We start from the raw sequence: 20,528 nt of genomic DNA on the forward strand, positions 1-20,528 counted from the left end.
ACGGCCTCCACGCCCCGTCCGCTTCGCCACCGCCCCGTCGCTGCCCAGCCTTCCCGCCCCGCATCCATGTCTCCCTGGCCGGTCCCCCTGTTCATCAAGCTGAGCGTGCTCGTGCACGTCGCGGCCGTGGTGGCGCTCATCGCCTGGCCGGCGAACTGGGGCTGGGCCGTGGGCGCGCTGGTGCTCAACCATGCGGCGATCACCGCAGTCGGCCTGTGGCCGCGCTCGAACTGGCTGGGCCTGAACCTCACGCGCCTGCCGCGCGCCGCCGCTGAACGCGGCGAAGTCGCCCTCACCATCGACGATGGCCCCGACCCCGAAGTCACGCCGGCCGTGCTCGACCTGCTCGACGCCCACCGCGCCCGCGCCACCTTCTTTTGCATCGCGCGCCACGCCGAGCAGCACCCGCAGTTGGTGCGGGACATCGTGCAGCGCGGCCACAGCGTGCAAAACCACACCGCGCGGCACTCGCACGTGTTCTCTCTGCTGGGCCCGAAGGGCTATGCTCGCGAGATCGGCGCGGCGCAAGACAGCCTGCAGCGCCTCACCGGCACGCGGCCGACCTTCTTTCGCGCGCCGGCCGGGCTGCGCAACCCTTTTCTTGCCCCCGTGCTGCACCGCCTGGGCCTCACGCTCGCGAGCTGGACCCGACGCGGCTACGACACCCGCGAAGCCGACGCCGACGTGGTGCTGCAGCGCCTGACGCGCGGCCTGCGCGCCGGCGACATCGTGCTGCTGCACGATGGCCACGCAGCGCGCACGGCACAGGGCCGCGCGGTCATCCTCGACGTGCTGCCGCGCCTGCTGTCGCAGTGCCGCGCGCAAGGGCTGGTGGCCGTCACGCTGCCCGAGGCCATGAACCCATCCCCCGAACCCCTGACGAGCCGCGCGGCGGTCTCGCCCTCTGCATGAGCCGAGCTTCCGACGCCTCCTGGCAACGCCTGTTGACCGCCGCCTGCGCCCCCTACCGCGCCGCGGGCAAGTTCGCATGGCACTTCGCGCGCGGCAAGCTGGGGCGCGACCCGGTGTTTCGCCACCTGCTGCAGCAGGGCCTGATCGCCCCCGGCGCGCGCGTGCTCGACATCGGCTGCGGCCAGGGCTTGCTCGCCAGCCTGCTGCTGAGCGCCGCTGAAGTGAAGCCGGCCGATTGGCCCGAGGGCTGGGCGCCCGCGCCCCAGCGCACCACCATCACCGGCATCGAGCTGATGCCCAAGGACGTGCAGCGCGCACAGGCGGCGCTGGCCCACGCCGCCGACCGCGCCCAGTTCGTCTGCGCCGACATGCGCGAAGCGGTGTTCCCGCAGTCCGAGGCGGTGGTCATCCTCGACGTGCTGCACTACATCCCCATCGCCGAGCAAGACGCGCTGCTGCAGCGCGTGCACGACGCCCTCACCGCGCACGGCCGGCTGCTGCTGCGCGTGGGCGACATGCAGGCCCGGCGCGGTTTCGTCATCAGCCAGTGGGTCGACCGCATCGTCACCGGCGTTCGCGGCCACCGAGTGCCGCCCACCTTCGGCCGCCCGCTCGCCGCCTGGGTCGCCAAGCTGCAAGCCATCGGCTTCGACGTCGAGCCGCGCCCGATGAGCCAGGGCACGCCGTTCGCCAACGTGCTGCTGATCGCGCAACGGCGGGCGCTGGTTGGAGCGTCAGCATGAGTGCACACCCCCCAGAAATCTGCGTGCCAGCCGCGAAGCGGGTCGAGCGCCGGGCCGCTCCCAAGCCGGCCCGCATCCCCTTGCGGGATCGGTCGATGTACTCAGCGACCGAGGGGTTGTCATGAAGCGCCTCGCCATCAGCCACGCCACGCTCAGCACCGCGCTCGGTGCGGGGCTCGCCGCCAACTGGGCCGCCATCGAGGCCGGCCGCAGCGGACTTGCCCCGTGCCACTTCGAAGACGTGGCGCTGCCCGGCTGCATCGGCGAAGTCACCGGCGTCGATGCCGAGCGCCTGCCCGAGCCGCTGGCCGCATTCGACTGCCGCAACAACCGCCTCGCCTGGCTCGGCCTGCAGCAAGACGGCTTCGTGCAAGCCGTGCAGGCGGCGCGCGACCGCTACGGCGCCGCGCGCGTGGCCGTGCTGCTGGGTACCAGCACCTCGGGCATCCTGCAGACCGAGCTGGCCTACCGCCGCCGCGGGTCCGATGGGGCCCTGCCAGCCGACTTTCATTACGCGCAGACGCACAACACGGGCTCGCTCGCCAACTTCGTCGCCGACGCCCTTGGCGTGACCGGCCCGCGGCACGTCGTGTCCACCGCATGCTCATCGAGCGCCAAGGTGTTCGCCTCGGCCGCGCGCCTGATCGACGCGGGACTGGTCGATGCGGCGGTGGTCGGCGGCGTGGACAGCCTGTGCCTGACCACGCTCTACGGCTTCAATTCGCTGGAGCTTTTGTCGCCCGACATCTGCCGGCCCTTCGACGCCCAGCGCAGCGGCTTGTCGCTTGGCGAAGCGGCCGCCTTTGCGTTGCTGCAGCGCGATGCGCCAGAGCCCTTCGGCTGGCTGCTCGGCACGGGCGAAACCAGCGACGGCTATCACATGAGTTCGCCGCACCCCGAAGGCGCCGGCGCGGTCGCCGCGATGCGCGCCGCGCTCGCCGATGCCGGCCTGCAAGCCAGCGACATCGGCTACATCAACCTGCACGGTACGGCCACACCCAACAACGACGCGGCCGAAGACAAGGCCGTGGGCAGTGTGTTCGGCACCACCGTGCCCTGCAGTTCGACCAAGGGCGCGACCGGCCACACACTCGGCGCGGCCGGCGGCGTCGAGGCCGTCATCAGCCTGCTCGCGCTGCACCACGGCGTGATGCCCGGCGGCCTGAACCGCCGCGAGCCCGACCCGGCCCTGCACCTGCACTACCTCGACGCCAACCGCGCGGCGCCGCTGCGTGCCGTGCTGAGCAATTCGTTCGGCTTCGGCGGCTCGAACGCCAGCCTCGTGTTCGGCAAGGGGGCGGCATGAGTGCTTTGATCGTGCAAATGCTCGGCATCGGCCTGCTCGCCCCCGGGCTGCCGAACTGGGCCGCCGCGCGCGAGGTGCTCGCGGGTCGCGTGCCTTACCAGCCGCAGCCCAGCGCCGTGCCCGCGCCGCAGCGCCTCCCGGCCGCCGAGCGGCGCCGCGCCGGCCTGGCCATCAAGCTCGCGATGGCGGTGGCCGACGAAGCCTGCGCCCACGCGGGCATCGACCCGGCCACGCTGGCCACCGTGTTCACCTCGTCGAGCGGTGACGGCGCAAACTGCCACGCGCTGTGCGAAGCGCTCGCCAGCACCGACCGGCTGCTTTCGCCGACGCGCTTCACCAACTCCGTCCACAACGCGGCCGCCGGCTACTGGCACATCGCGGTGGGCAGCCGGCACGCCTCCACCAGCCTGTGCGCCTTCGATGCCAGCCTGGGCGCCGGCCTGCTCGAAGCCGCGTTGCAGGTCCAGCACAGCGGGCAGCCGGTGCTTCTGGTCAGCAGCGACGCGCCCTACCCCGAGCCGCTGCACTCGGCGCGGCCGATTCCCGACAGCGTGGGCCTCGCGCTGGTGCTCGCACCCGGCCACGCGGTGGCGCCAGCCTCGCTGGGCCAGTTGAGCATTCAGCTGGTCGATGCCTCGGACGCAGGGCCGCTCAGTACCTGCGCCCACCCCGCGCTGGCCGCCTTGGGCCGCGACACCCCGGCCGCCCGCGCGCTGCCCCTCGTCGAGGCGCTGGCGCACGGCCACGCGGCCACCACCGTCATCGACTACCAGCCTACGCTGCGCCTGCGGGTGGACGTGTCGCACCCGGCATGAGTGCCCGGCTCGACCACGCAGCGCTCGCCGCGCTGATCCCTCACAGCGGCACGATGTGCCTGCTGCAGGAGGTGCTGTCGTGGACCGACACGCAGATCCACTGCCGTGCCCTGAGCCACCGCGACGCCGACAACCCGCTGCGCAGCGGTGATGCGCTCCTGGCGCCCGCCGGCATCGAATACGCCGCGCAAGCCATGGCCGTGCACGGCGGCTTGCTCGCGCAAGCCGCCGGCACGACCGCGTCGCCCGGCTTTCTGGCCAGTGCACGGGCGGTGCGCTTTCACCGCCTGCGACTGGACGAACTGCCCGGCCCGCTCGACGTGTGGGCCGAGCGGCAGGCCGGCGACGACACCCAGCTGCTGTACCGCTTCGAACTGCGCCACGGCGACTTGCTGGTGGCCGAGGGGCGCGCGGCGGTCGTCTTGAACACGGCCCTGGCCTGAACCCCATCACAACACCCCATGACCTCACCCAAACGCGCCCTCGTCACCGGTGCCAGCGGCGAACTCGGCGCCGCCATCGCGCGACGCCTGGCCCGCCAGGGCCTGCACGTCATCGCCCATGCGAACTCGCGGCTCGACTCGGCGCAGGCGCTGGTCGATGAGTTGAAGGCGCAAGGCCTGTCGGCGCAGGCCGTCGCCTTCGACGTGGCCGACCGGGCCGCCTCGCTCGCCGCGCTGGAGGCGCTGCTCGAAGAAGGGCCGGTGCAGGTCATCGTCAACAACGCCGGGCTGCACGACGACGCGGTCTTTCCGGGCATGACCGATGTGCAGTGGCACCGCGTGATCGACGTGTCGCTGCACGGCTTCTTCCACGTCACGCAGCCGCTCTTGATGCCGATGATCCGCACGCGCTGGGGCCGTGTGGTCAACGTGTCGTCGGTGGCGGCCATCGCCGGCAACCGCGGGCAGGTGAACTATGCCGCTGCGAAAGGCGCGCTCAACAGCGCGACCAAGGCGCTGTCGCTCGAAGTGGCCAGCCGGGGCATCACGGTCAACGCCGTGGCGCCGGGGATCATCGCCTCGCCGATGACCGAAGGCGTGTTCAGCGCCGATGCGATCAAGCAACTGGTGCCCGCCAAGCGCGCCGGCACCCCCGACGAAGTGGCCGCACTGGTGGGTTTTTTGTGCGGCGACGAAGCCGGCTACATCACGGGCCAGGTGCTGTCGATCAACGGCGGAATGATCTGAGCGGGGGGCGCGGGCGCATTGGCCACGCGCGGATGCCGCGAGCGAACTGCAGCCGTGCCAAGGCCGCAACAGCCACGCGGGTCAGGCCCCGGTGTCGCACACCTGCGATAGATTCGCGGCCAGCCCACCCACCCCAGGAGTCAAACCCATGAAGTTGTCGTCTTTTGCTCTGGTTGCACTGATCGCGCTGTCGGGATGCGCCGCCAGCATCCAGCGGCCCGACGCCGAGCGCGCTGCACCCGCGATGAACATCCCGGCGGCTGCGGCCAAGCGTGTGGTGCTCAACCTGCAACTCGACGCACGCCACCCGCAAGACGCCGGCTGGCAGGCGTTTCGCAAGGAATGGCAGGACATCGCGGCCGAGCGCGCGGGCGCCCAGGGCGTGCAGTTCAGCATGCAAGACGGCACCCCCAACCCCACCGGGCAGGACGGCACGCTCATGGTCGTGCGCGTGAACGACTACCGGCACGTGGGCATCGGCTCGCGCATGCTCGGCGGCATCATGACCGGCAACGCATTCATCGATTGCAAGGTCGAGTTTCGCAACCTGAAGAACGGCGAGCTCTTCGGCGAACGCTCGTACAACACCTCGTCGAGCGCGGGCCAGGGCGTGTTCTCGGCCATGACGCCCAAGCAGCTCTACGCCATCACCGACGAGACGCTGACCGAACTGAAGCGCCGCTGACGTGGAGCAGCGCCGCCCGCACGCCCTCAGCGGCGGCGGTACTGGAACGGCGGCGCGCCACGCAGGCGCCGCCACACCAGCACCGGCAGGCGCAGCAGAAACTCGAGCACCAGGCGCGTGTGCATCCACGTGAGCAGCACGTTGTCTCGCCCATAGCGAAAGTGCGAGACGCCGCCTTCGGCCGCGGTGAGGTACTTCACCGGCGCCGGCACGTTGAGCGGGGCCACACCGCGCCAGGCCAGGCGCACGACGGCTTCGGTGTCGAAGTCGAAGCGGCGCATCCAGGGCTGGCGGGTCATCACCGCAATCAACTCGCGGATCGGGTAGACACGAAAGCCGTAGAGCGAATCGCCGATGCCGGCGAACAGGGTTTCGAGGTTGGTCCAGCCGTTCGAGATGCGCCGGCCGCGCACGCGGATCAAGGGCGCCGACGCGTCGAAGATCGGCTGGCCCAGCACCATGGCGTCGGTGTGCTTCGCCGACTCGGCCATGAAGCGCGGGATGAGATCCGCCGGGTGCTGGCCGTCGGCATCCATCGTCAGCGCGTGCGTGTAGCCGGCGGCCTGCGCGGCGTGCAGGCCAGTGAGCACGGCCGTGCCCTTGCCCTGGTTGGTGGGCAGCACGATGACGTGCAGGTGCGGGTCGGCCTTGGCGCGTTCGAGCAATTGCTGGGCGGTGCCATCGGTGCTGCCATCGACCACCACCCACACCGGCGCCCACTGGGCGCGGGCCGCATCGACGGTCTCGAAGACCTTGGGGCCGGTGTTGTAGCTCGGGATGATCAGCGCGTGGGTGCGGGATGAAAGCTCAGCGACGGTCGCACTCACGAACGGGATTCCTTGCGAAAGTAGTCTTCGAGCCGCTGCAACGTGGCCTCGTGGTCGGCCTCGGCGACGAAGCGCTCGCCGACGCGCAGCTTGAAGACGATGGGGAACGGCGGCATGCGCCAGATGGGCCAGCCCTTGCGCAGGTAGGGCGTGTCGGTGTCGATGTGCACGGTCTGGATCGGCACGCCGGCCTTGTGGGCGATGAGCGTGAAGCCGGGCCGGAAGCTGTTGACCGCGACGCCCTGCTCGGTGCGCGTGCCTTCGGGAAAGACCACCAGCTGCCCGCCCTCTTGCAGGCTCGCCACCGCGTGGCGAATCATGGTGCGCGGCGAGTCGTTCGCGATGTAGCGGGCCAGCCTTGCACCGGCGCTCAAGAACGGGTTGCGCAGCAGCGAGGCCTTCATGATGCAGACGCCCCGGCGCACGCGCGCGATGATGAGCAAGGCGTCGAGCATGGTCGGGTGGTTGGCCGCGATGACCATGCCACCGGGCTCGTCGTTCAGGCGGTCGAGTTCGCGGCTGTCCACCCGCATCAGCCCGCTGGCGATCACGCACCACCAGAAGCCGCCATAGCCGCGCGAGATGGCATGCCGACCGATCACCTGCGCGCGCTTGCGGGGCACGAAGGGCAGCAGCACGAAGGCGCACACGTTCCACACGATCGAGGCGAGCCCGAGCCCCAGCAGCAGCACGTAGAACCACAGGCTCATCAAGAGGCGCACGAAGATCATCGGGACGCGGAGGGTCAGTCGCGCCAGGCGCGCCAGCGGGTCAGGGAATAGCGGCCGGTGCGACGCCATGGCTGCGTCACGCCGCGGGGCCGCCCAGGCGATGGGCTTCGATCTCGACCAGCAGGTCGTGGCGGCAGACGTCGGCGCGCAGGTACACGGCATGGCGTGCGGCCACCGAGTCGGCGCCCACGCGCTGCTCGAAGGCCTGGCGCACGGTGGCCAGGTCATCCGCATGCCGCACGTAGACCGTGCATTCGAGTTCGTGCACGCGGTGCGCGTCGCCCGTGGGCAGGCGGCTTTGCGCCACGGCCGAGGCGATCAGGGCTTCGAGGTTGTCCACCGTTTCTTCGGTCTGGCGGCGCACGTCGCCCACGTGCAGCGTGGCGTGGCCGACGATGCTGGCGGTGCCCGAGATGAACAAGGCCTCGCAGCCGCCGCCCAGGTCGGCGAGTGCCGCGCGCGAGAAGGTGGGCGTGCGCGGGCCATATTCAGACGGGTAGTGGTAGGCGCTGACCTGGCGCGGGTTTTCGACCGCACGCGGCTCGTGCCGGCCAGCGAGAAAGTGGATGGTCAGCGACCCGCGCTCGCTGCCCAGCGCGCAGGCGGCGGGCGAGCCGACGAAGGCGCTGCGCCCGGCCGCGAGAAACGCCGCCTGGCGGCCCACGTTGAACTGGCGGTAGCGCTCCAGGCCGTCGGTCGTGACGTTGATGCGGGCCATGTAGTTCCACACCCGCAGCAGGTGCGGAAAGCCACTCTGCGACAGGGTGCGGAAGATGGCCTCGTAGGCCTGCGAGGTGGCGGCGGTCAGGCCGCCGGGCACCTGGTCTTCATCGACCGTGAACGAGCCGAAGAGCAACTGGCCGTCGGTCGCCCATTGCAAGGCGCCGTCTTGCCGCACCTGCACGGGGGCCGCGCCGAACCAGCGCTCGACCACGGGCTGCGCGGGGTGCAGCAGGCGCGGGTTGGCGACGTCGTCGCGCTCGGTCAAGTCGAGCAGCCGTTCGTGCAAGACCTCGGCGCGGGCCACCGGCGAAGGCGCCCCGGCCGGCGTGCGCGCAAAGCGCAAGCCGCCCGCGCAGCCGGTGAAAGACTCGGAACGCAGCAAGGCACCCATCACCGCGCCCCCGTGGCGCTGGCCCGGCCACCTGCCGCGATGAGCACATCGCGCGGGCGGACGTCGAGGGGAAGGGAGCCGGTGTGAGGGGTCATGGAGCGGGTCGAGCAAGTGGCATGCGCAGCAAGTGGCAGGGCGATCGGCCGGCGCAGCCGCCTTTGGCGGAAACGGCGATTTTAGGCGGGCAGGCCGTGGGGGTGCGTTCCGTCGAACGGGGGTGGCGCATGCCCCTTCGATACACGCGGCCTATGTCACGAAGCCATCACGCCCGCGTGTCGCTTGCTTGCCCGCACGCCGCTTCGACCGCATCAATGCGGGTCTTCGAGCCAGCGCTGGAAGTCGTCGCTCAGCCGCTGGCTCTCGGCCACGGCCCGTCGCCACGCAACCTGCCGCTCGGCCTTGGTCTTGTAACGGTGAAAGTCGTTGCGGTCGGGCAGCTTGCCGCCCGGAAGGGTGCGGACCCACTCGGGGTTGGGCGCGAGCACGATCACGTTGTCCAGGCGCGGGGTGTGACCGTGGCGGTGCTTGAGCGCCTTGTCGAGCCAGCCCGGCACCAGGGTCGATTGGAAGTGCGGGTACAGCACCAGCCCGTCGGTCATCGAGGCGTAGTCGAGGTGCAGGTGGTAGTCGGTGATGCCGCCGTCCCAGTAGGCGCCGCGCGGGGCACCCGGGATGTCGTGCACCGCGTCGAGCCAGAACGGGATCGAACAGCTCGCCAGGATGCTCGTCAGCAGGTTGCTCGCATCGAGCCTGGCGGCGTGCGTGCGGTAGTCGCGCAGGTGCAGCGGCAGCGGCTCGCGCGGGTCCGAGAACACCACGCGCTCGAGCCAGCTGCCCATGGCCCGGCGGCTCAGCGCGTTGGTGGCGAAGGCGCCCAGGTAGCCGATGGGCGTGCGCAGGCGACCCTGGCGGCCCAGCACGTGCCGGCCCCGGCTGGTGAACACATGCAGGCGGTAGCGCGGGTGCGCGAGGATGGCCGCTTCGTGCGCGCCGAACTCGCTCTGGAGGCTGGCGCCGAACAGGCGGCTCACATGGCCCGGCGTGGGCGCCTTGCGGCCTTCCTGGTCGTAGTCCTGCCCGATGTAGCTCTCGGCCATGCGCTCGAACGCGGCCGCCGGGTCGGCCAGGCACGCGGTGGCCATGCGCCAGGCGCCGATCGACGCGCCGAGCAGATGCACCGGGTGATCGCTGCCCACAAACCACTGGCCGAACAAGAACTTGTCGAGCGGGTTGAGCACCAGGCCCTTGGGCCCACCCGCCGCGCCCGACACCACGCGCACGTCTTGCGGGCGCAAGCCGTTCGCGCGCAGGTGGGCCTGCGCACGCGGCCCGGCGTGAACCTTCAGCGCCTGCATGGCTTCACCGACCCGGTCAGCGCTTTTGCAGCTTGGCGAAGGCCGCCGCCATGGCCGACTGGCCCTGCGGCTGTGCCGATGCCGGTGCGCGGTTGCCCCCGCCACCGGCGCGTTCACCCCGCGCCGCGGGCCGGAAGCTGTTGTCGTTGCTGCGCTCACCGCGCGGGCCCACGGGTGCGTCGAGCTTCATCGTGAGCGAGATGCGCTTGCGGGCCACATCGACCTCGAGCACCTTCACCTTGACGATGTCGCCGGTGCGCACCACCTCGCGCGCGTCGTTGACGAACTTGTTGCTGAGCTGGCTGACGTGCACGAGGCCGTCCTGGTGCACGCCGAGATCGACGAATGCCCCGAATTGCGCGACGTTGCTCACCGTGCCTTCGAGCGTCATGCCGGGCTGCAAGTCCTTGATGTCTTCGACGCCGTCGTTGAAGCGCGCCACCTTGAAGTCGGGGCGCGGGTCGCGCCCGGGCTTTTCCAGCTCGGTGAGGATGTCTTTCACCGTGATCGCGCCGAACTTGTCGTCGGCAAAGGCCTCGGGCTTGAGCGTGCGGATCACGTCGCTGCGGCCCATCACCTCGGCAGCGGGCTTCTTCACCGCGACGAGGATCTTCTCGACCACGGGGTAAGTCTCGGGGTGCACGCCGGTCTGGTCGAGCGGGTTGTCGCCGTTGCGGATGCGCAGAAAGCCCGCGCTCTGCTCGAAAGTCTTGGCGCCCAGGCCGCTCACGTCGAGCAGCTGCTGGCGGCTCTTGAACGCGCCGTTGGCATCGCGCCAACGCACGATGCTGTTGGCCACCGCGCCGCTCAGGCCCGACACACGCGACAGCAGCGGGGCCGAGGCGGTGTTCAAGTCCACGCCGACCGAGTTCACGCAGTCTTCGATGACGGCGTCGAGGCTCTTGGCCAGCTCGCTCTGGTTCACGTCGTGCTGGTACTGGCCGACGCCGATGCTCTTGGGCTCGATCTTCACCAGCTCAGCCAGCGGGTCTTGCAGGCGGCGCGCGATGCTCACCGCGCCGCGCAGGCTCACGTCCAGGTCGGGCAGCTCTTTGCTGGCGTATTCGCTTGCGCTGTACACCGACGCACCGGCTTCGCTGACCACCACCTTCTCGATGTGCGTGCCCGGTGCGAGTTGCTGGATGCGCTTGATGAGATCGCTCGCCAGCTTGTCGGTCTCGCGGCTGGCGGTGCCGTTGCCGATGGCGATCAGGTTCACGCCATGCGTCGCGCACAGGCGGCCCAGCGTGTGGATCGAGCCTTCCCAGTCCTTGCGTGGCTCGTGCGGGTAGACGGTGTTGGTGTCGAGCACCTTGCCGGTCGCATCGACGATCGCCACCTTCACGCCGGTGCGAATGCCCGGGTCCAGGCCCATCACCACGCGCGGGCCGGCGGGGGCCGCCAGCAACAGGTCGCGCAGGTTTTCGGCGAAGACCTTGATGGCGACCTTCTCGGCCTCTTCACGCAGGCGGCTGAAGAGGTCGCGCTCCAGGCTCAGGCTCAGCTTGACCTTCCACGTCCACGACACCGTCTTGCGGATCAGGTCGTCGGCCTTTCGCTTGGCGTGGCTCCAGCCCAGGTGATGGGCGATGCGGCCTTCGGCGAGCGACAACTGCCCCGGCACCAGCTCTTCGTCGAGCACCAGCTTCGCGTCGAGGATTTCTTGCGTGCGGCCACGAAACACGGCCAGCGCCCGGTGCGACGGCACGCGGTTGATCGGCTCGTCGTATTCGAAGTAGTCGCGGAACTTCGCCACGTCGGGGTCGTTGACGTCCTTGCCGTCCATCAGCTTCGAGCGCAGCAGGCCTTCGTCCCACAGCCACTCGCGCAGCTTGCCCACCAGCGCGGCGTCTTCGGCCCAGCGCTCGCTCAGCAGGTCGCGCACGCCATCGAGCACGGCGAATGCATCGGCGAACCCGCCCTCGGCATTGATGAAGGCCACGGCTTCGGCCGACGGGTCGAGCGTCGGGTCGGCGAACAGCTTGTCGGCCAGCGGCTCCAGCCCCGCTTCGCGAGCAATCATGCCCTTGGTGCGGCGGCGCGGCTTGTACGGCAGGTAGATGTCTTCCAGCTCTTGCTTGGTCGGCGCGCCTTCGACAGCGGCGCGCAACTCGGGCGTGAGCTTGCCCTGTTCATCGATGCTCTTGAGCACCGCGGCGCGGCGCTCTTCCAGCTCACGCAGGTAGCCGAGGCGGCTTTCCAGCTCACGCAGCTGGATGTCGTCGAGACCATCGGTGGCCTCTTTGCGGTAGCGCGCGATGAAGGGCACCGTGGCCCCTCCATCCAGCAACTCGACCGCCGCGTTCACCTGGGCCGCACGAACCTTCAGTTCGCTGGCCAACTGCAGAAGAATCTTGTCCAAAACGAGGGGGCCCGAGGGGGCAGGTGACACGAAAGCGGCGGAGTTTGCCACAGGGGTTCTCGCAACTCTCGCAGCAATGCAGCAACGCTTGTGCATAGGAAGCAATCCCCCCAAGTACGCGGCCGATCACGCCTCGCGGCGAGGTAGATTCGCTGCCCTGAACACAGCGCCGGTTGTCGGCGTCTGTTCAAGCACAACACCCATGAGCGACGCTGATCGCTTAGGAACACGAAACGAAAGCGGGCCGCGGCATTGACCACTTAGGGCAGGCTGCGACACGCAAGGGAGGACAAGCATGAGAGATCTGTCTACAACAGCGCTGGCGCCGCCATGAGTGGCGATGCCTACCCATCCAATGCAAAGCATCTCACGCTGCTTCGCGTCGAGATCACCGCGCCACGTTGAAGCCAGTGTCGGCACGTCTTGGCACCTACTTCCAGCGAAACAGCGGAAGAATTTTTCAGCGAATCACTGACGGCATTGAGCGGCTAGCCCGAGTCACTCTCATTGCTTACGGATTTATCGCCATCACGCGATAAGACGCACCAATTCGCCACCTCGGTCATGCGAAAAACATCTGTTCAGAGTATTTTTTCGGCAGCTGCACTCGCAGCCACTGCGGCCCCCAGCCTTGCCCAAACCACATTCTTTACGAACGACTTCTATCAAGCCTCTCAAACGGGCGCCACCCATACCATTCTTGGTCCTTCTGCTGAATATCTTTGCCAAGGCTACGTGGACCTCTACGGCGCCACAAGATACATCTTGACAGCGAACCGCCCCGGGGACCCAACCACCAGCTACGCGTGCGTGATTGTCAAAGACATGCCAGATCCGCGAAGCTCTTGGCAGATGGGAACCTGGGGCATCGGAAGAATTGCTGTCCGCGATGTATTTCAGGACGCACCGCAGCATTGCGCGGGCAGCCCCAGGGTCGGAAATCCGATCGCGCCCATGACTGGCGCCAAGTACAACAGCCAAGCGCTCCATTCGTCGTTCTCAGGGGCGGGTGTTGCAAGCATCAGCTACAGCAGCCTGAGAAAGATCATCAGTTCCGCACCCGAGTACCAACAATTCTCTGGAACTCCAGCACCTTCATTTGGTGATACGTGGGAAACGAATTTCCATCGCCGACTCTCTATTGTCCAGAGTCAATTTGGAAAAAGTGCCATTCAAGCATCGCGAGGAAATTCAAGATGGCTCACTTTCACCGCCAACGGAACGGTCTGGGAGACAGGAAGCGGAAGTAACGACAAGCTGTTCGCCTCGGGCAATGGCTGGCGTTACTACGATGCATCCAGCAACAGCATAGAGACATATTCGAGTTCCGGCGCTCTGCTTCATGTGAAGTACGCCAACGGCTCAACCCTCCATTACACGTACAGCGACAACAACACGCCGCCTGATATTGCTCCAGCCACCGACCTGCTGATTCGTCTGCAGGATGAGCGTGGACGAACCATTCAGTTCACGTACGAGCCAGTCGGCATCCCAAAGAATCCTCGCATCACCACAATGGAAAGTTCGGCTGGGACAGTTCGCTTCTCTTTCGACGCAGCCAACAATCTCTCTCAGATCATTTGGCCAGATGCAAGCACGCGGCAGTTTGCCTACGAAGACCAACGCTTCGCTTGGGCCTTGACGGGCATCGTCGATGAGAACCTTGCGCGTCACAGCCGTTACAGCTACGACGTCGGCGGACGGGCGGTCGATACGCAACTTGCGGGTGGAGCGGGTCATTACCGCATCAGTTGGGGGGCACCGCCACAGCGACTAATTACTGAGACCGTGGATCTTCCGACCTCTACGGTTTGGAGAAAACACCACTGGCAGGCTCCGCAAGACATCGTCGTGACCTTGCCCAATGGGCAGACCTCGGCCTTTGGTGCAGCCGACGTGAAGGGTGCACCATTGATGACCACCCAAAGCCAGCCGGCCGGTGCGGGCTGTTCAGCGGCAACCAGTTCCATGAGCTATGACGTCAATGGCGCCGTTGCCAACCAAGATGACTTCAACGGGCAGCGCACTTGCTATTCCTACACGCCGTTGCGCAATTTGGAGGCGGTGCGAGTCGAAGGTTTGAGCAATGCAACGGCATGCGCCGGGGTCACGACACCCGGTTCGATCTTGCCGGCCAACAGCCGCATGACCGCGACGCAGTGGCACCCGGACTGGACTCTCGTGAAAAAGCTGGCAGAGCCGGGTCGCCTGACCGTCAGTGTCTACAACGGGCAGCCAGATCCCCTCAGTGGCGGGACCATTGCCAACTGTGCGCCTGCATCAGCGGCCCTCCCCGACGGAAAACCCATCGCAGTGCTCTGCAAGCGCATCGAACTGGCCACCTCGGATACCAATGGTCGCCATGGCTTGGGTATCGCCGGGATTTCCACAGCGCCACCGGATTCATCGATCAAGCTGTTGCTAAGTGGAGAGGGGCCAGTGGGCAGCCTTTCCTTCGTTGACTCGTCCAGTTTCGCGCGAGTACCCAAAAGTTCTCCGCCATCGGTGGGATCGGTCGGCATCGACGGCAACCGGAAATACGGCACCGGCTCCATCCTGTTCAACGGCGGATATCTGCTTTATCCGGCCTCGCCAGACTTTGACATGGGCGCCGGTGATTTCACTGTCGAGACCTGGGCCAACTTCAACGATAGTTCACGGGGCGAACAAGTTCAGCTCTTTGGTCAGGCAGATTCATCTGGTGCAAATGGCACTTTCGCCATTGGGCGCGACACCGGCAACCGGCTCTTCACGTCGATCACCACAGACACCGGAACCTTCCGCTTTGTCAGTACGAACACGGTCCTCACCAACACTTGGTATCACCTCGCCTTGGTGCGATCCGGCAACACCCTTAGTCTCTATCGCAATGGCGTGCTCGAAATGAGCGGAGGCATCGCCGGCACCGTGCCGCCGCGCTCGACTCAGTTTGGCGTGGGGCAACTAGGCGAGTACCCTGGTCGCTACAACGACGCGGCTCGCATGCGCGGTTGGTTGGATGATTTTCAGCTCACCAAAGGTGTAGCGCGTTACACCGCCGACTTCACCCCACCCGCCGCCCCACCGGGGGACGACCCACTCATCACGCCAAGTACTGCGCCGCAAGTCAATTGGAGTATCAGCCCGCGCACCTGGAGTTGGACCTACAACGAACGCGGCCAGGTGCTCACCGAAGACGGCCCGCGCACCGACGTGTCCGACGTCACCACCTACGCCTACTACTCGGACACCGTGTTCGAAGGCGAAGGCGCGGCCGCCCGGGGCCACTTCCTGGGTGACCTTGCCTCGGTCACCAACGCCGCCGGGCGCGTCACCCAGTTCACCCACTACAACAAGCACGGCCAGGTGCTGCGCAGCGTGGACCCCAACGGCGTCATCTCCGAGCACACCTACGACCTGCGCCAGCACCTCTTGAGCACCACCATCGCCGGCCAGACCACCGCCTACGCCTACGACCCCGTCGGACAGTTGAAGCGCGTCACCCTACCCGACACCAGTTGGGTCGGCTACGACTACGACGACGCCCACCGCCTCGTCGCCGTCTACGACCACCGGGGCAACCGCACCGACTACACGCTGGATGCCGCCGGCAACCGCACCCACGAAATCACCAAGGACCCCGCCGGGGCCCTCAAACGACAACTCGAACGCAGCATCGACGCCCTCGGGCGTGTTCAGCAGATTACTGGGCGAGAGTGAAGAGATGATCCATTTTTTTGCACTGAAGCAAGAAGCATCTAGTCTCCGCAATCGCCTGGCAGCATGGGAAGCACCTTCCTTTGCCGGGTTCGTTATCACATCACTCAAGCATTGCATTGCGCTCGTTGCCATGACCTGCTCCGCCACGACTGTCAACGCGCAGGCGCCGTTCACGTGCCGGGAATACGCCGGAGGCCCCGTTTGCTATTCGCCAGCGACAGTTCAATACGTTGTAGCGACTGCCGGGGGGAACTTCTTTGGGGATACCTTCCAAGAAGCCTGCGTCAACTTTGCGGCGGCAGTTCCAAATCCTCAACGCGGTGAATACGTGGGGATAGCTCCAAGCGGGGCGTTCTGGCATTGCGTTTGGAAGAGCTTGGCCTCCTCGACAAGCGATTTTCGACAGGACGTCCGCCCGGCCAAGCTGTGTCCTGTCAGCCCTGTGATGCTTGACGCCTCAGGAAACTATTCCTCTTATTGGCCGGGCTATGCGAGGCCTGGTGCCCTTTTCTTTTATCCAGAAAACACAGGAAGCCCGCTCAATAGCCCATACCCAAGAGCCTTGGTCGCTTTGCACCCAGGAAACCAAGCAGACTTTGATCGTTACATGTGTGCCGCGAGAGAAGCGCCCCTACCAGAGCGAAACAGCGGTAACGCATGCCCTCGAATAGCAAATCCTTTGCATCCAGGATCCGCGATCAAAAGCCAGCACGAACTGGACTTCTCCAACCCCCATTCGCTTCGGCTATTTCGCATCTACAACAGCGGCACAAGCGAGGACTACCAAGGCCCCTTCGGCAGAGGTTGGCAACACAACTTCGGCATGCGCATCACGTCCGCAGGCGGAACCGCGAGCGTGCGGCGAAGTGATGGCCGGATGGTCAAATTTGCGCTGGTGGATGGGAACTGGCGCAGTTGGGCCGATGTGAACGACGTGCTTTCCGAGGTCAAAGACAGCAGCAATACGCGCATTGGTTGGAAGTACCTCGATGCCCAAGCCCAGCGCATGGAAACCTACGATGCTGCCGGTCGGCTACTTTCGATAGCGTCAGGCAGTGGCTCTCACCTGTCGCTGACGTATAGCGATGGAACCGCCGGTGGTCCAACGGGCGGATCTGTAGAGGGCAGCAGCGCTCCTTTGCCGAAGAGCCTTTTGCTGCGCGTCAGCACCCAGTTCGGTGGCGCGCTGGGTTTTGGCTATGACGCTTTCAATCGAATCGTGCGCGTCCAACTCGACGACCAAACCGAGTACCGGTACATCTACGCCAGCAACGGCAACTTGGCCAGCGTTTCGTATCCTGACTTGAGCGACTCGGGTGCACGGCGCACACGGACCTACCTGTTCGAGAACGCGAGGTTCATCCACGCCTTGACCGGCATCGTCGCCGAAACCGGTCAACGTCTTTCCACGTATGGATACGACTCCTTCGGTCGCGCCATATCGACCGAATGGAGCGGCGGCGTCAACCGATACGCGTTGACACTGAATGCCGACGGGTCGAATGCAATCACCGACCCGCTCGGCTCCGTGCGGACGATGACGTTCAAGAACCTGCACGGTGTCGTGCACGCGGCAGGACACAGTCAACCAGGTGGCGCGGGTTGCGGCCCGGCAACACGCGCCACAACCCACGACGCGAACGGCAATGCACTGAGCCGAGACGACTTCACCGGCAAGCGTGTGTGCTATGTGAACGACATGAGCCGCAACCTGGAGACAACGCGAGTCGAAGGCCTGAGCAACGCCACTGACTGCGCCTCGGTCACACCCATTGGCGCTGCGCTTCCATCTGGCAGCCGCAAGGTCAGCACCGAATGGCACCCCGACTGGCGCCTGGAGAAGCGCAGCGCTGAACCCGGTCGCCTGACGACGAGGGTCTACAACGGCCAACCCGACCCCTTCGCAGGCGGTGCGGTGGCTTCATGCGCCCCATCCGACGCCCTGCTGCCCGACGGCAAACCCATCGCCGTGCTGTGCAAGACCGTCGAGCAAGCCACCACCGACGACACAGGCAGACACGGCTTCAACGCCACGCCGCAAAGTGGCGTAGCCGACCGCATCAGCACCTGGACCTACAACCGCTGGGGCCAGGTGCTCACCGAAGACGGGCCGCGCACCGACGTGTCCGACGTCACCACCTACGCCTACTACTCGGACACCGTGTTCGAAGGCGAAGGCGCGGCCGCCCGGGGCCACTTCCTGGGTGACCTGGCCTCGGTCACCAACGCCGCCGGGCGCGTCACCCAGTTCACCCACTACAACAAGCACGGCCAGGTGCTGCGCAGCGTGGACCCCAACGGCGTCATCTCCGAGCACACCTACGACCTGCGCCAGCGCCTGCTGAGCACCACCGTCGCCGGACAGACCACCACCTACGCCTACGACCCCGTCGGACAGTTGAAGCGCGTCACCCTGCCCGACACCAGCTGGGTCGGCTACGACTACGACGACGCACACCGCCTCGTCGCCGTCTACGACCACCGGGGCAACCGCACCGACTACACGCTGGATGCCGCCGGCAACCGCACCCACGAAATCACCAAGGACCCCGCCGGGGCCCTCAAACGACAACTCGAACGCAGCATCGACGCCCTCGGGCGCGTGCAACAGACCACCGGTAGGGAGTGATACCAATGATTCGAACCTCAGAGCCACAACTACGCAGAACCGCCGTTTCTTTGCCCGCGCTGATTGGCGCCGGAATGCTGACGATGACGTTGCCAGCGTTTGCCCAATACATCAACATCTATTCCAGCGGCGCCACGCACACGATGGATCAGCGTGCATATCCCGCCGGAACGCCATTGAAGCAGCAGTGCGATGCGTTCCTGCAGGCCCATTGGTCACCACAATTCCTGGGTGGACCTGGCACTTGTTCACCAGACGGTGACCTCAACAGTGCTTGGGGAGGCAACTATGGTTGGATGTGCGACAACTATGGCCCATGGAGCCCAGCCCCCGGCAGCGGAAATACGTGTCTTGGGCACTTCTGGTACATGAGTTGGACGAGATGTGCATCCAACCACGCCTACTCGCAAGTCGCCAACGCCTGCCTACCGATCATCGAGATCAACAACGACCCACCGAAGCCCCCGTCTTGCCCCGTGGGCAACCCGGTTTACCCGTTGGCCGGCATCAAACGCGAGGTCTTGGCAACGGGTTGGCGCCTGTCGCACAGTGACATCACGCTGACCTATGACAGCCGATCCGACCCGCAGGGCATCCTCGTCGCCTCGGCCAGTTCGAGTGACACCTTCCCACTGAAGCCTGTGGGCGGCAAAACCTTGGGTAACGGCTGGGCCACCAACCTGCATCGCGAACTGCTGCTTCAAAACGGGCCGATGCAACTGATCATGGGGCCCAATACCCGGCGTACGTACCAGGGCGATACGTACGGAGACCGCAAGGCCAATGGCGATCCGGCCGACCTGGTGAGGTACCGAACCGGGTACGGCAGTTGGTGGCACTACGACCCCAACGCCGGTTCGCTGGGGGTCTACCCGAACGTGGGCTCGGCCACCGCAGGCACCGCGCCCTTGCAAAGCGTGTGGTTTGCTGCCGGTGGCAACCTGACCTACACCTACAGCGACGCGAACACGCCAGCGAGCACCGCGCCGGCGCCCGGCCTGCTCATCAAGGTCGCCGACGCCTTCGGGCGCGCCGTCGGCTTCAAATACGCAGCGGCTGGCAATTCCACCAAGGTCTACAGCATGGTCGGGGTGGACGGACTGGAGATCGCACTGACCTACAGCGGCGAAAACCTGAACTCGTTGACCTGGCCCGATGGCTTCAGCAGATCCTTCGTCTATGAAAGAGCCGACCTCCCCTCTGCGCTGACGGGCATCGTTGATGAAAACCAGACACGCTACGCCACCTTCGGTTACGACGCCGCAGGCAATGCGACCAGCACCGAATACGCTGGGGGCACCAACCGCTATGCGGTGAGCTGGACCCAACCACCCGCGCGCTACCGGGTCGACACGCTGGATTCCAACCGATTCGTTCGGCGAACCATCAGTTGGGCCGGCCCGACGGGCACGCAAGTCACAGGTCCCAACGGCGCAACGAAAAGCCTGGGTGCCACACTCGTCAACGGGGCGCCCCAACTCACCAGCCAAACCCAGCCTGCCGGAAGCGGCTGCGCCGCCAGCACCAGCAACCAAACCTTCGACGCCAACGGCAACGTGGCGAGCCGGGACGACTTCAACGGCACGCGCAGCTGCTACACGCACGACCTGAGCCGCAACCTGGAGGCAACGAGGGTGGAGGGCCTGAACCAAGTCGCTGACTGCAACACCCTGCTGCCTGAAGGTTCAACCCTGCCCACAGGCAGTCGCAAGTTCAGCACCCAGTGGCATCCCACTTGGCGGCTGGCAGCCAAGGTTGCCGCACCGGGCCAACTGACCACACGCGTCTACAACGGCCAACCCGACCCCTTCGCAGGCGGCGCGGTCGCCTCGTGCGCCCCGACCGACGCCCTGCTGCCCGACGGCAAGCCCATCGCCGTGCTGTGCAAGAGTGTCGAGCAGGCCACCACCGACACCAACGGTTCTGCCGGCTTCGCCGCCCCGCTGCAACCCAACGTGGCCGCCCGGCAAACCACCTGGACCTACAACCGCTGGGGCCAGGTGCTCACCGAAGACGGGCCGCGCACCGACGTGTCCGACGTCACCACCTACGCCTACTACTCGGACACCGTGTTCGAGGGCGAAGGCGCGGCCGCCCGGGGCCACTTCCTGGGTGACCTCGCCTCGGTCACCAACGCCGCCGGGCGCGTCACCCAGTTCA

The 20,528-nt window shown here is 66.6% G+C and carries 14 protein-coding genes and 1 pseudogene; 10 read left to right on the plus strand and 5 right to left on the minus strand.

From position 1 onward, the window contains the following. Window positions 1-66 precede the first annotated feature (66 nt). The 7 genes from AC1KAT_RS16100 to AC1KAT_RS16130 all read left to right on the plus strand — a co-directional run bounded on the left by AC1KAT_RS16100 (window position 67) and on the right by AC1KAT_RS16130 (window position 5,651). Window positions 67-912, plus strand: coding sequence for a polysaccharide deacetylase family protein (locus AC1KAT_RS16100; RefSeq protein WP_480327720.1), 846 nt, complete (start codon window positions 67-69; stop codon window positions 910-912). Further along, complete coding sequence (locus AC1KAT_RS16105; RefSeq protein ID WP_480327722.1) at window positions 909-1,655, plus strand: SAM-dependent methyltransferase; 747 nt, start codon at window positions 909-911, stop codon at window positions 1,653-1,655. Before AC1KAT_RS16100 ends, AC1KAT_RS16105 begins: the two co-directional genes overlap by 4 nt. A gap of 121 nt (window positions 1,656-1,776) precedes the next feature. Continuing rightward, the gene (locus tag AC1KAT_RS16110; RefSeq protein WP_480327724.1) at window positions 1,777-2,961 is read left to right on the plus strand and encodes a beta-ketoacyl-[acyl-carrier-protein] synthase family protein; all 1,185 of its coding nucleotides are present in this window, start codon (window positions 1,777-1,779) and stop codon (window positions 2,959-2,961) included. Continuing rightward, complete coding sequence (locus AC1KAT_RS16115) at window positions 2,958-3,776, plus strand: beta-ketoacyl synthase chain length factor (protein WP_480327726.1); 819 nt, start codon at window positions 2,958-2,960, stop codon at window positions 3,774-3,776. The genes AC1KAT_RS16110 and AC1KAT_RS16115 overlap by 4 nt, the downstream gene beginning before the upstream one ends. Further along, window positions 3,773-4,219, plus strand: coding sequence for a hotdog family protein (locus tag AC1KAT_RS16120; protein ID WP_480327728.1), 447 nt, complete (start codon window positions 3,773-3,775; stop codon window positions 4,217-4,219). Before AC1KAT_RS16115 ends, AC1KAT_RS16120 begins: the two co-directional genes overlap by 4 nt. 18 nt (window positions 4,220-4,237) lie before the next feature. Next, window positions 4,238-4,966, plus strand: a complete 729-nt coding sequence (gene fabG / locus AC1KAT_RS16125; RefSeq protein ID WP_480327730.1) for a 3-oxoacyl-ACP reductase FabG — start codon at window positions 4,238-4,240, stop codon at window positions 4,964-4,966. A gap of 148 nt (window positions 4,967-5,114) precedes the next feature. Beyond that, on the plus strand, window positions 5,115-5,651 hold the full coding sequence (locus tag AC1KAT_RS16130; protein WP_480327732.1) for a hypothetical protein: 537 nt from the start codon (window positions 5,115-5,117) through the stop codon (window positions 5,649-5,651). 26 nt (window positions 5,652-5,677) lie between these two features. Here AC1KAT_RS16130 and AC1KAT_RS16135 read toward each other — a convergent pair whose 3' ends face one another. From AC1KAT_RS16135 to AC1KAT_RS16155, 5 genes are all read right to left on the minus strand, one after another. Further along, window positions 5,678-6,478 (minus strand): glycosyltransferase family 2 protein, encoded by an 801-nt coding sequence (locus tag AC1KAT_RS16135; RefSeq protein ID WP_480327734.1) that lies wholly within the window; start codon window positions 6,476-6,478, stop codon window positions 5,678-5,680. Beyond that, complete coding sequence (locus AC1KAT_RS16140; protein ID WP_480327736.1) at window positions 6,475-7,209, minus strand: lysophospholipid acyltransferase family protein; 735 nt, start codon at window positions 7,207-7,209, stop codon at window positions 6,475-6,477. Before AC1KAT_RS16140 ends, AC1KAT_RS16135 begins: the two co-directional genes overlap by 4 nt. 76 nt (window positions 7,210-7,285) lie before the next feature. Beyond that, window positions 7,286-8,323 (minus strand): chorismate transformation FkbO/Hyg5 family protein, encoded by a 1,038-nt coding sequence (locus tag AC1KAT_RS16145; protein ID WP_480327738.1) that lies wholly within the window; start codon window positions 8,321-8,323, stop codon window positions 7,286-7,288. A gap of 308 nt (window positions 8,324-8,631) precedes the next feature. Beyond that, window positions 8,632-9,678: a phospholipase gene (locus AC1KAT_RS16150; protein ID WP_480327740.1), complete on the minus strand. Its 1,047-nt coding sequence runs from the start codon at window positions 9,676-9,678 to the stop codon at window positions 8,632-8,634. A gap of 16 nt (window positions 9,679-9,694) precedes the next feature. Beyond that, window positions 9,695-12,040 (minus strand): Tex family protein, encoded by a 2,346-nt coding sequence (locus AC1KAT_RS16155; RefSeq protein WP_480327742.1) that lies wholly within the window; start codon window positions 12,038-12,040, stop codon window positions 9,695-9,697. 507 nt (window positions 12,041-12,547) lie between these two features. On the opposite strand from AC1KAT_RS16155, the gene AC1KAT_RS16160 reads away from it, so the two are divergent. From AC1KAT_RS16160 to AC1KAT_RS16170, 3 genes and pseudogenes are all read left to right on the plus strand, one after another. After that, window positions 12,548-15,739, plus strand: coding sequence for a LamG-like jellyroll fold domain-containing protein (locus AC1KAT_RS16160; protein WP_480327744.1), 3,192 nt, complete (start codon window positions 12,548-12,550; stop codon window positions 15,737-15,739). A 607-nt stretch (window positions 15,740-16,346) separates the two neighbouring features. Beyond that, a complete protein-coding gene (locus AC1KAT_RS16165) occupies window positions 16,347-18,368 on the plus strand; it encodes a DUF6531 domain-containing protein (RefSeq protein WP_480327746.1) in 2,022 nt (673 codons plus the stop codon). A 74-nt stretch (window positions 18,369-18,442) separates the two neighbouring features. After that, window positions 18,443-20,528: pseudogene (locus AC1KAT_RS16170) on the plus strand (hypothetical protein); the annotation flags it as partial.

The organism is Piscinibacter sp. PDB5-1 (genome assembly GCF_056676035.1).

What these genes read in the sequence shown, in the direction of transcription:
- AC1KAT_RS16100 (WP_480327720.1), top strand. Translation starts at nt 67, where the DNA reads ATGTCTCCCTGGCCGGTCCCCCTGTTCATCAAGCTGAGCGTGCTCGTG.
- AC1KAT_RS16115 (WP_480327726.1), top strand. Translation starts at nt 2,958, where the DNA reads ATGAGTGCTTTGATCGTGCAAATGCTCGGCATCGGCCTGCTCGCCCCC.
- AC1KAT_RS16110 (WP_480327724.1), top strand. Translation starts at nt 1,777, where the DNA reads ATGAAGCGCCTCGCCATCAGCCACGCCACGCTCAGCACCGCGCTCGGT.
- AC1KAT_RS16145 (WP_480327738.1), bottom strand. Translation starts at nt 8,323, where the DNA reads ATGGGTGCCTTGCTGCGTTCCGAGTCTTTCACCGGCTGCGCGGGCGGC.
- AC1KAT_RS16130 (WP_480327732.1), top strand. Translation starts at nt 5,115, where the DNA reads ATGAAGTTGTCGTCTTTTGCTCTGGTTGCACTGATCGCGCTGTCGGGA.
- AC1KAT_RS16150 (WP_480327740.1), bottom strand. Translation starts at nt 9,678, where the DNA reads ATGCAGGCGCTGAAGGTTCACGCCGGGCCGCGTGCGCAGGCCCACCTG.
- fabG (WP_480327730.1), top strand. Translation starts at nt 4,238, where the DNA reads ATGACCTCACCCAAACGCGCCCTCGTCACCGGTGCCAGCGGCGAACTC.
- AC1KAT_RS16165 (WP_480327746.1), top strand. Translation starts at nt 16,347, where the DNA reads ATGTGTGCCGCGAGAGAAGCGCCCCTACCAGAGCGAAACAGCGGTAAC.
- AC1KAT_RS16120 (WP_480327728.1), top strand. Translation starts at nt 3,773, where the DNA reads ATGAGTGCCCGGCTCGACCACGCAGCGCTCGCCGCGCTGATCCCTCAC.
- AC1KAT_RS16140 (WP_480327736.1), bottom strand. Translation starts at nt 7,209, where the DNA reads ATGATCTTCGTGCGCCTCTTGATGAGCCTGTGGTTCTACGTGCTGCTG.
- AC1KAT_RS16105 (WP_480327722.1), top strand. Translation starts at nt 909, where the DNA reads ATGAGCCGAGCTTCCGACGCCTCCTGGCAACGCCTGTTGACCGCCGCC.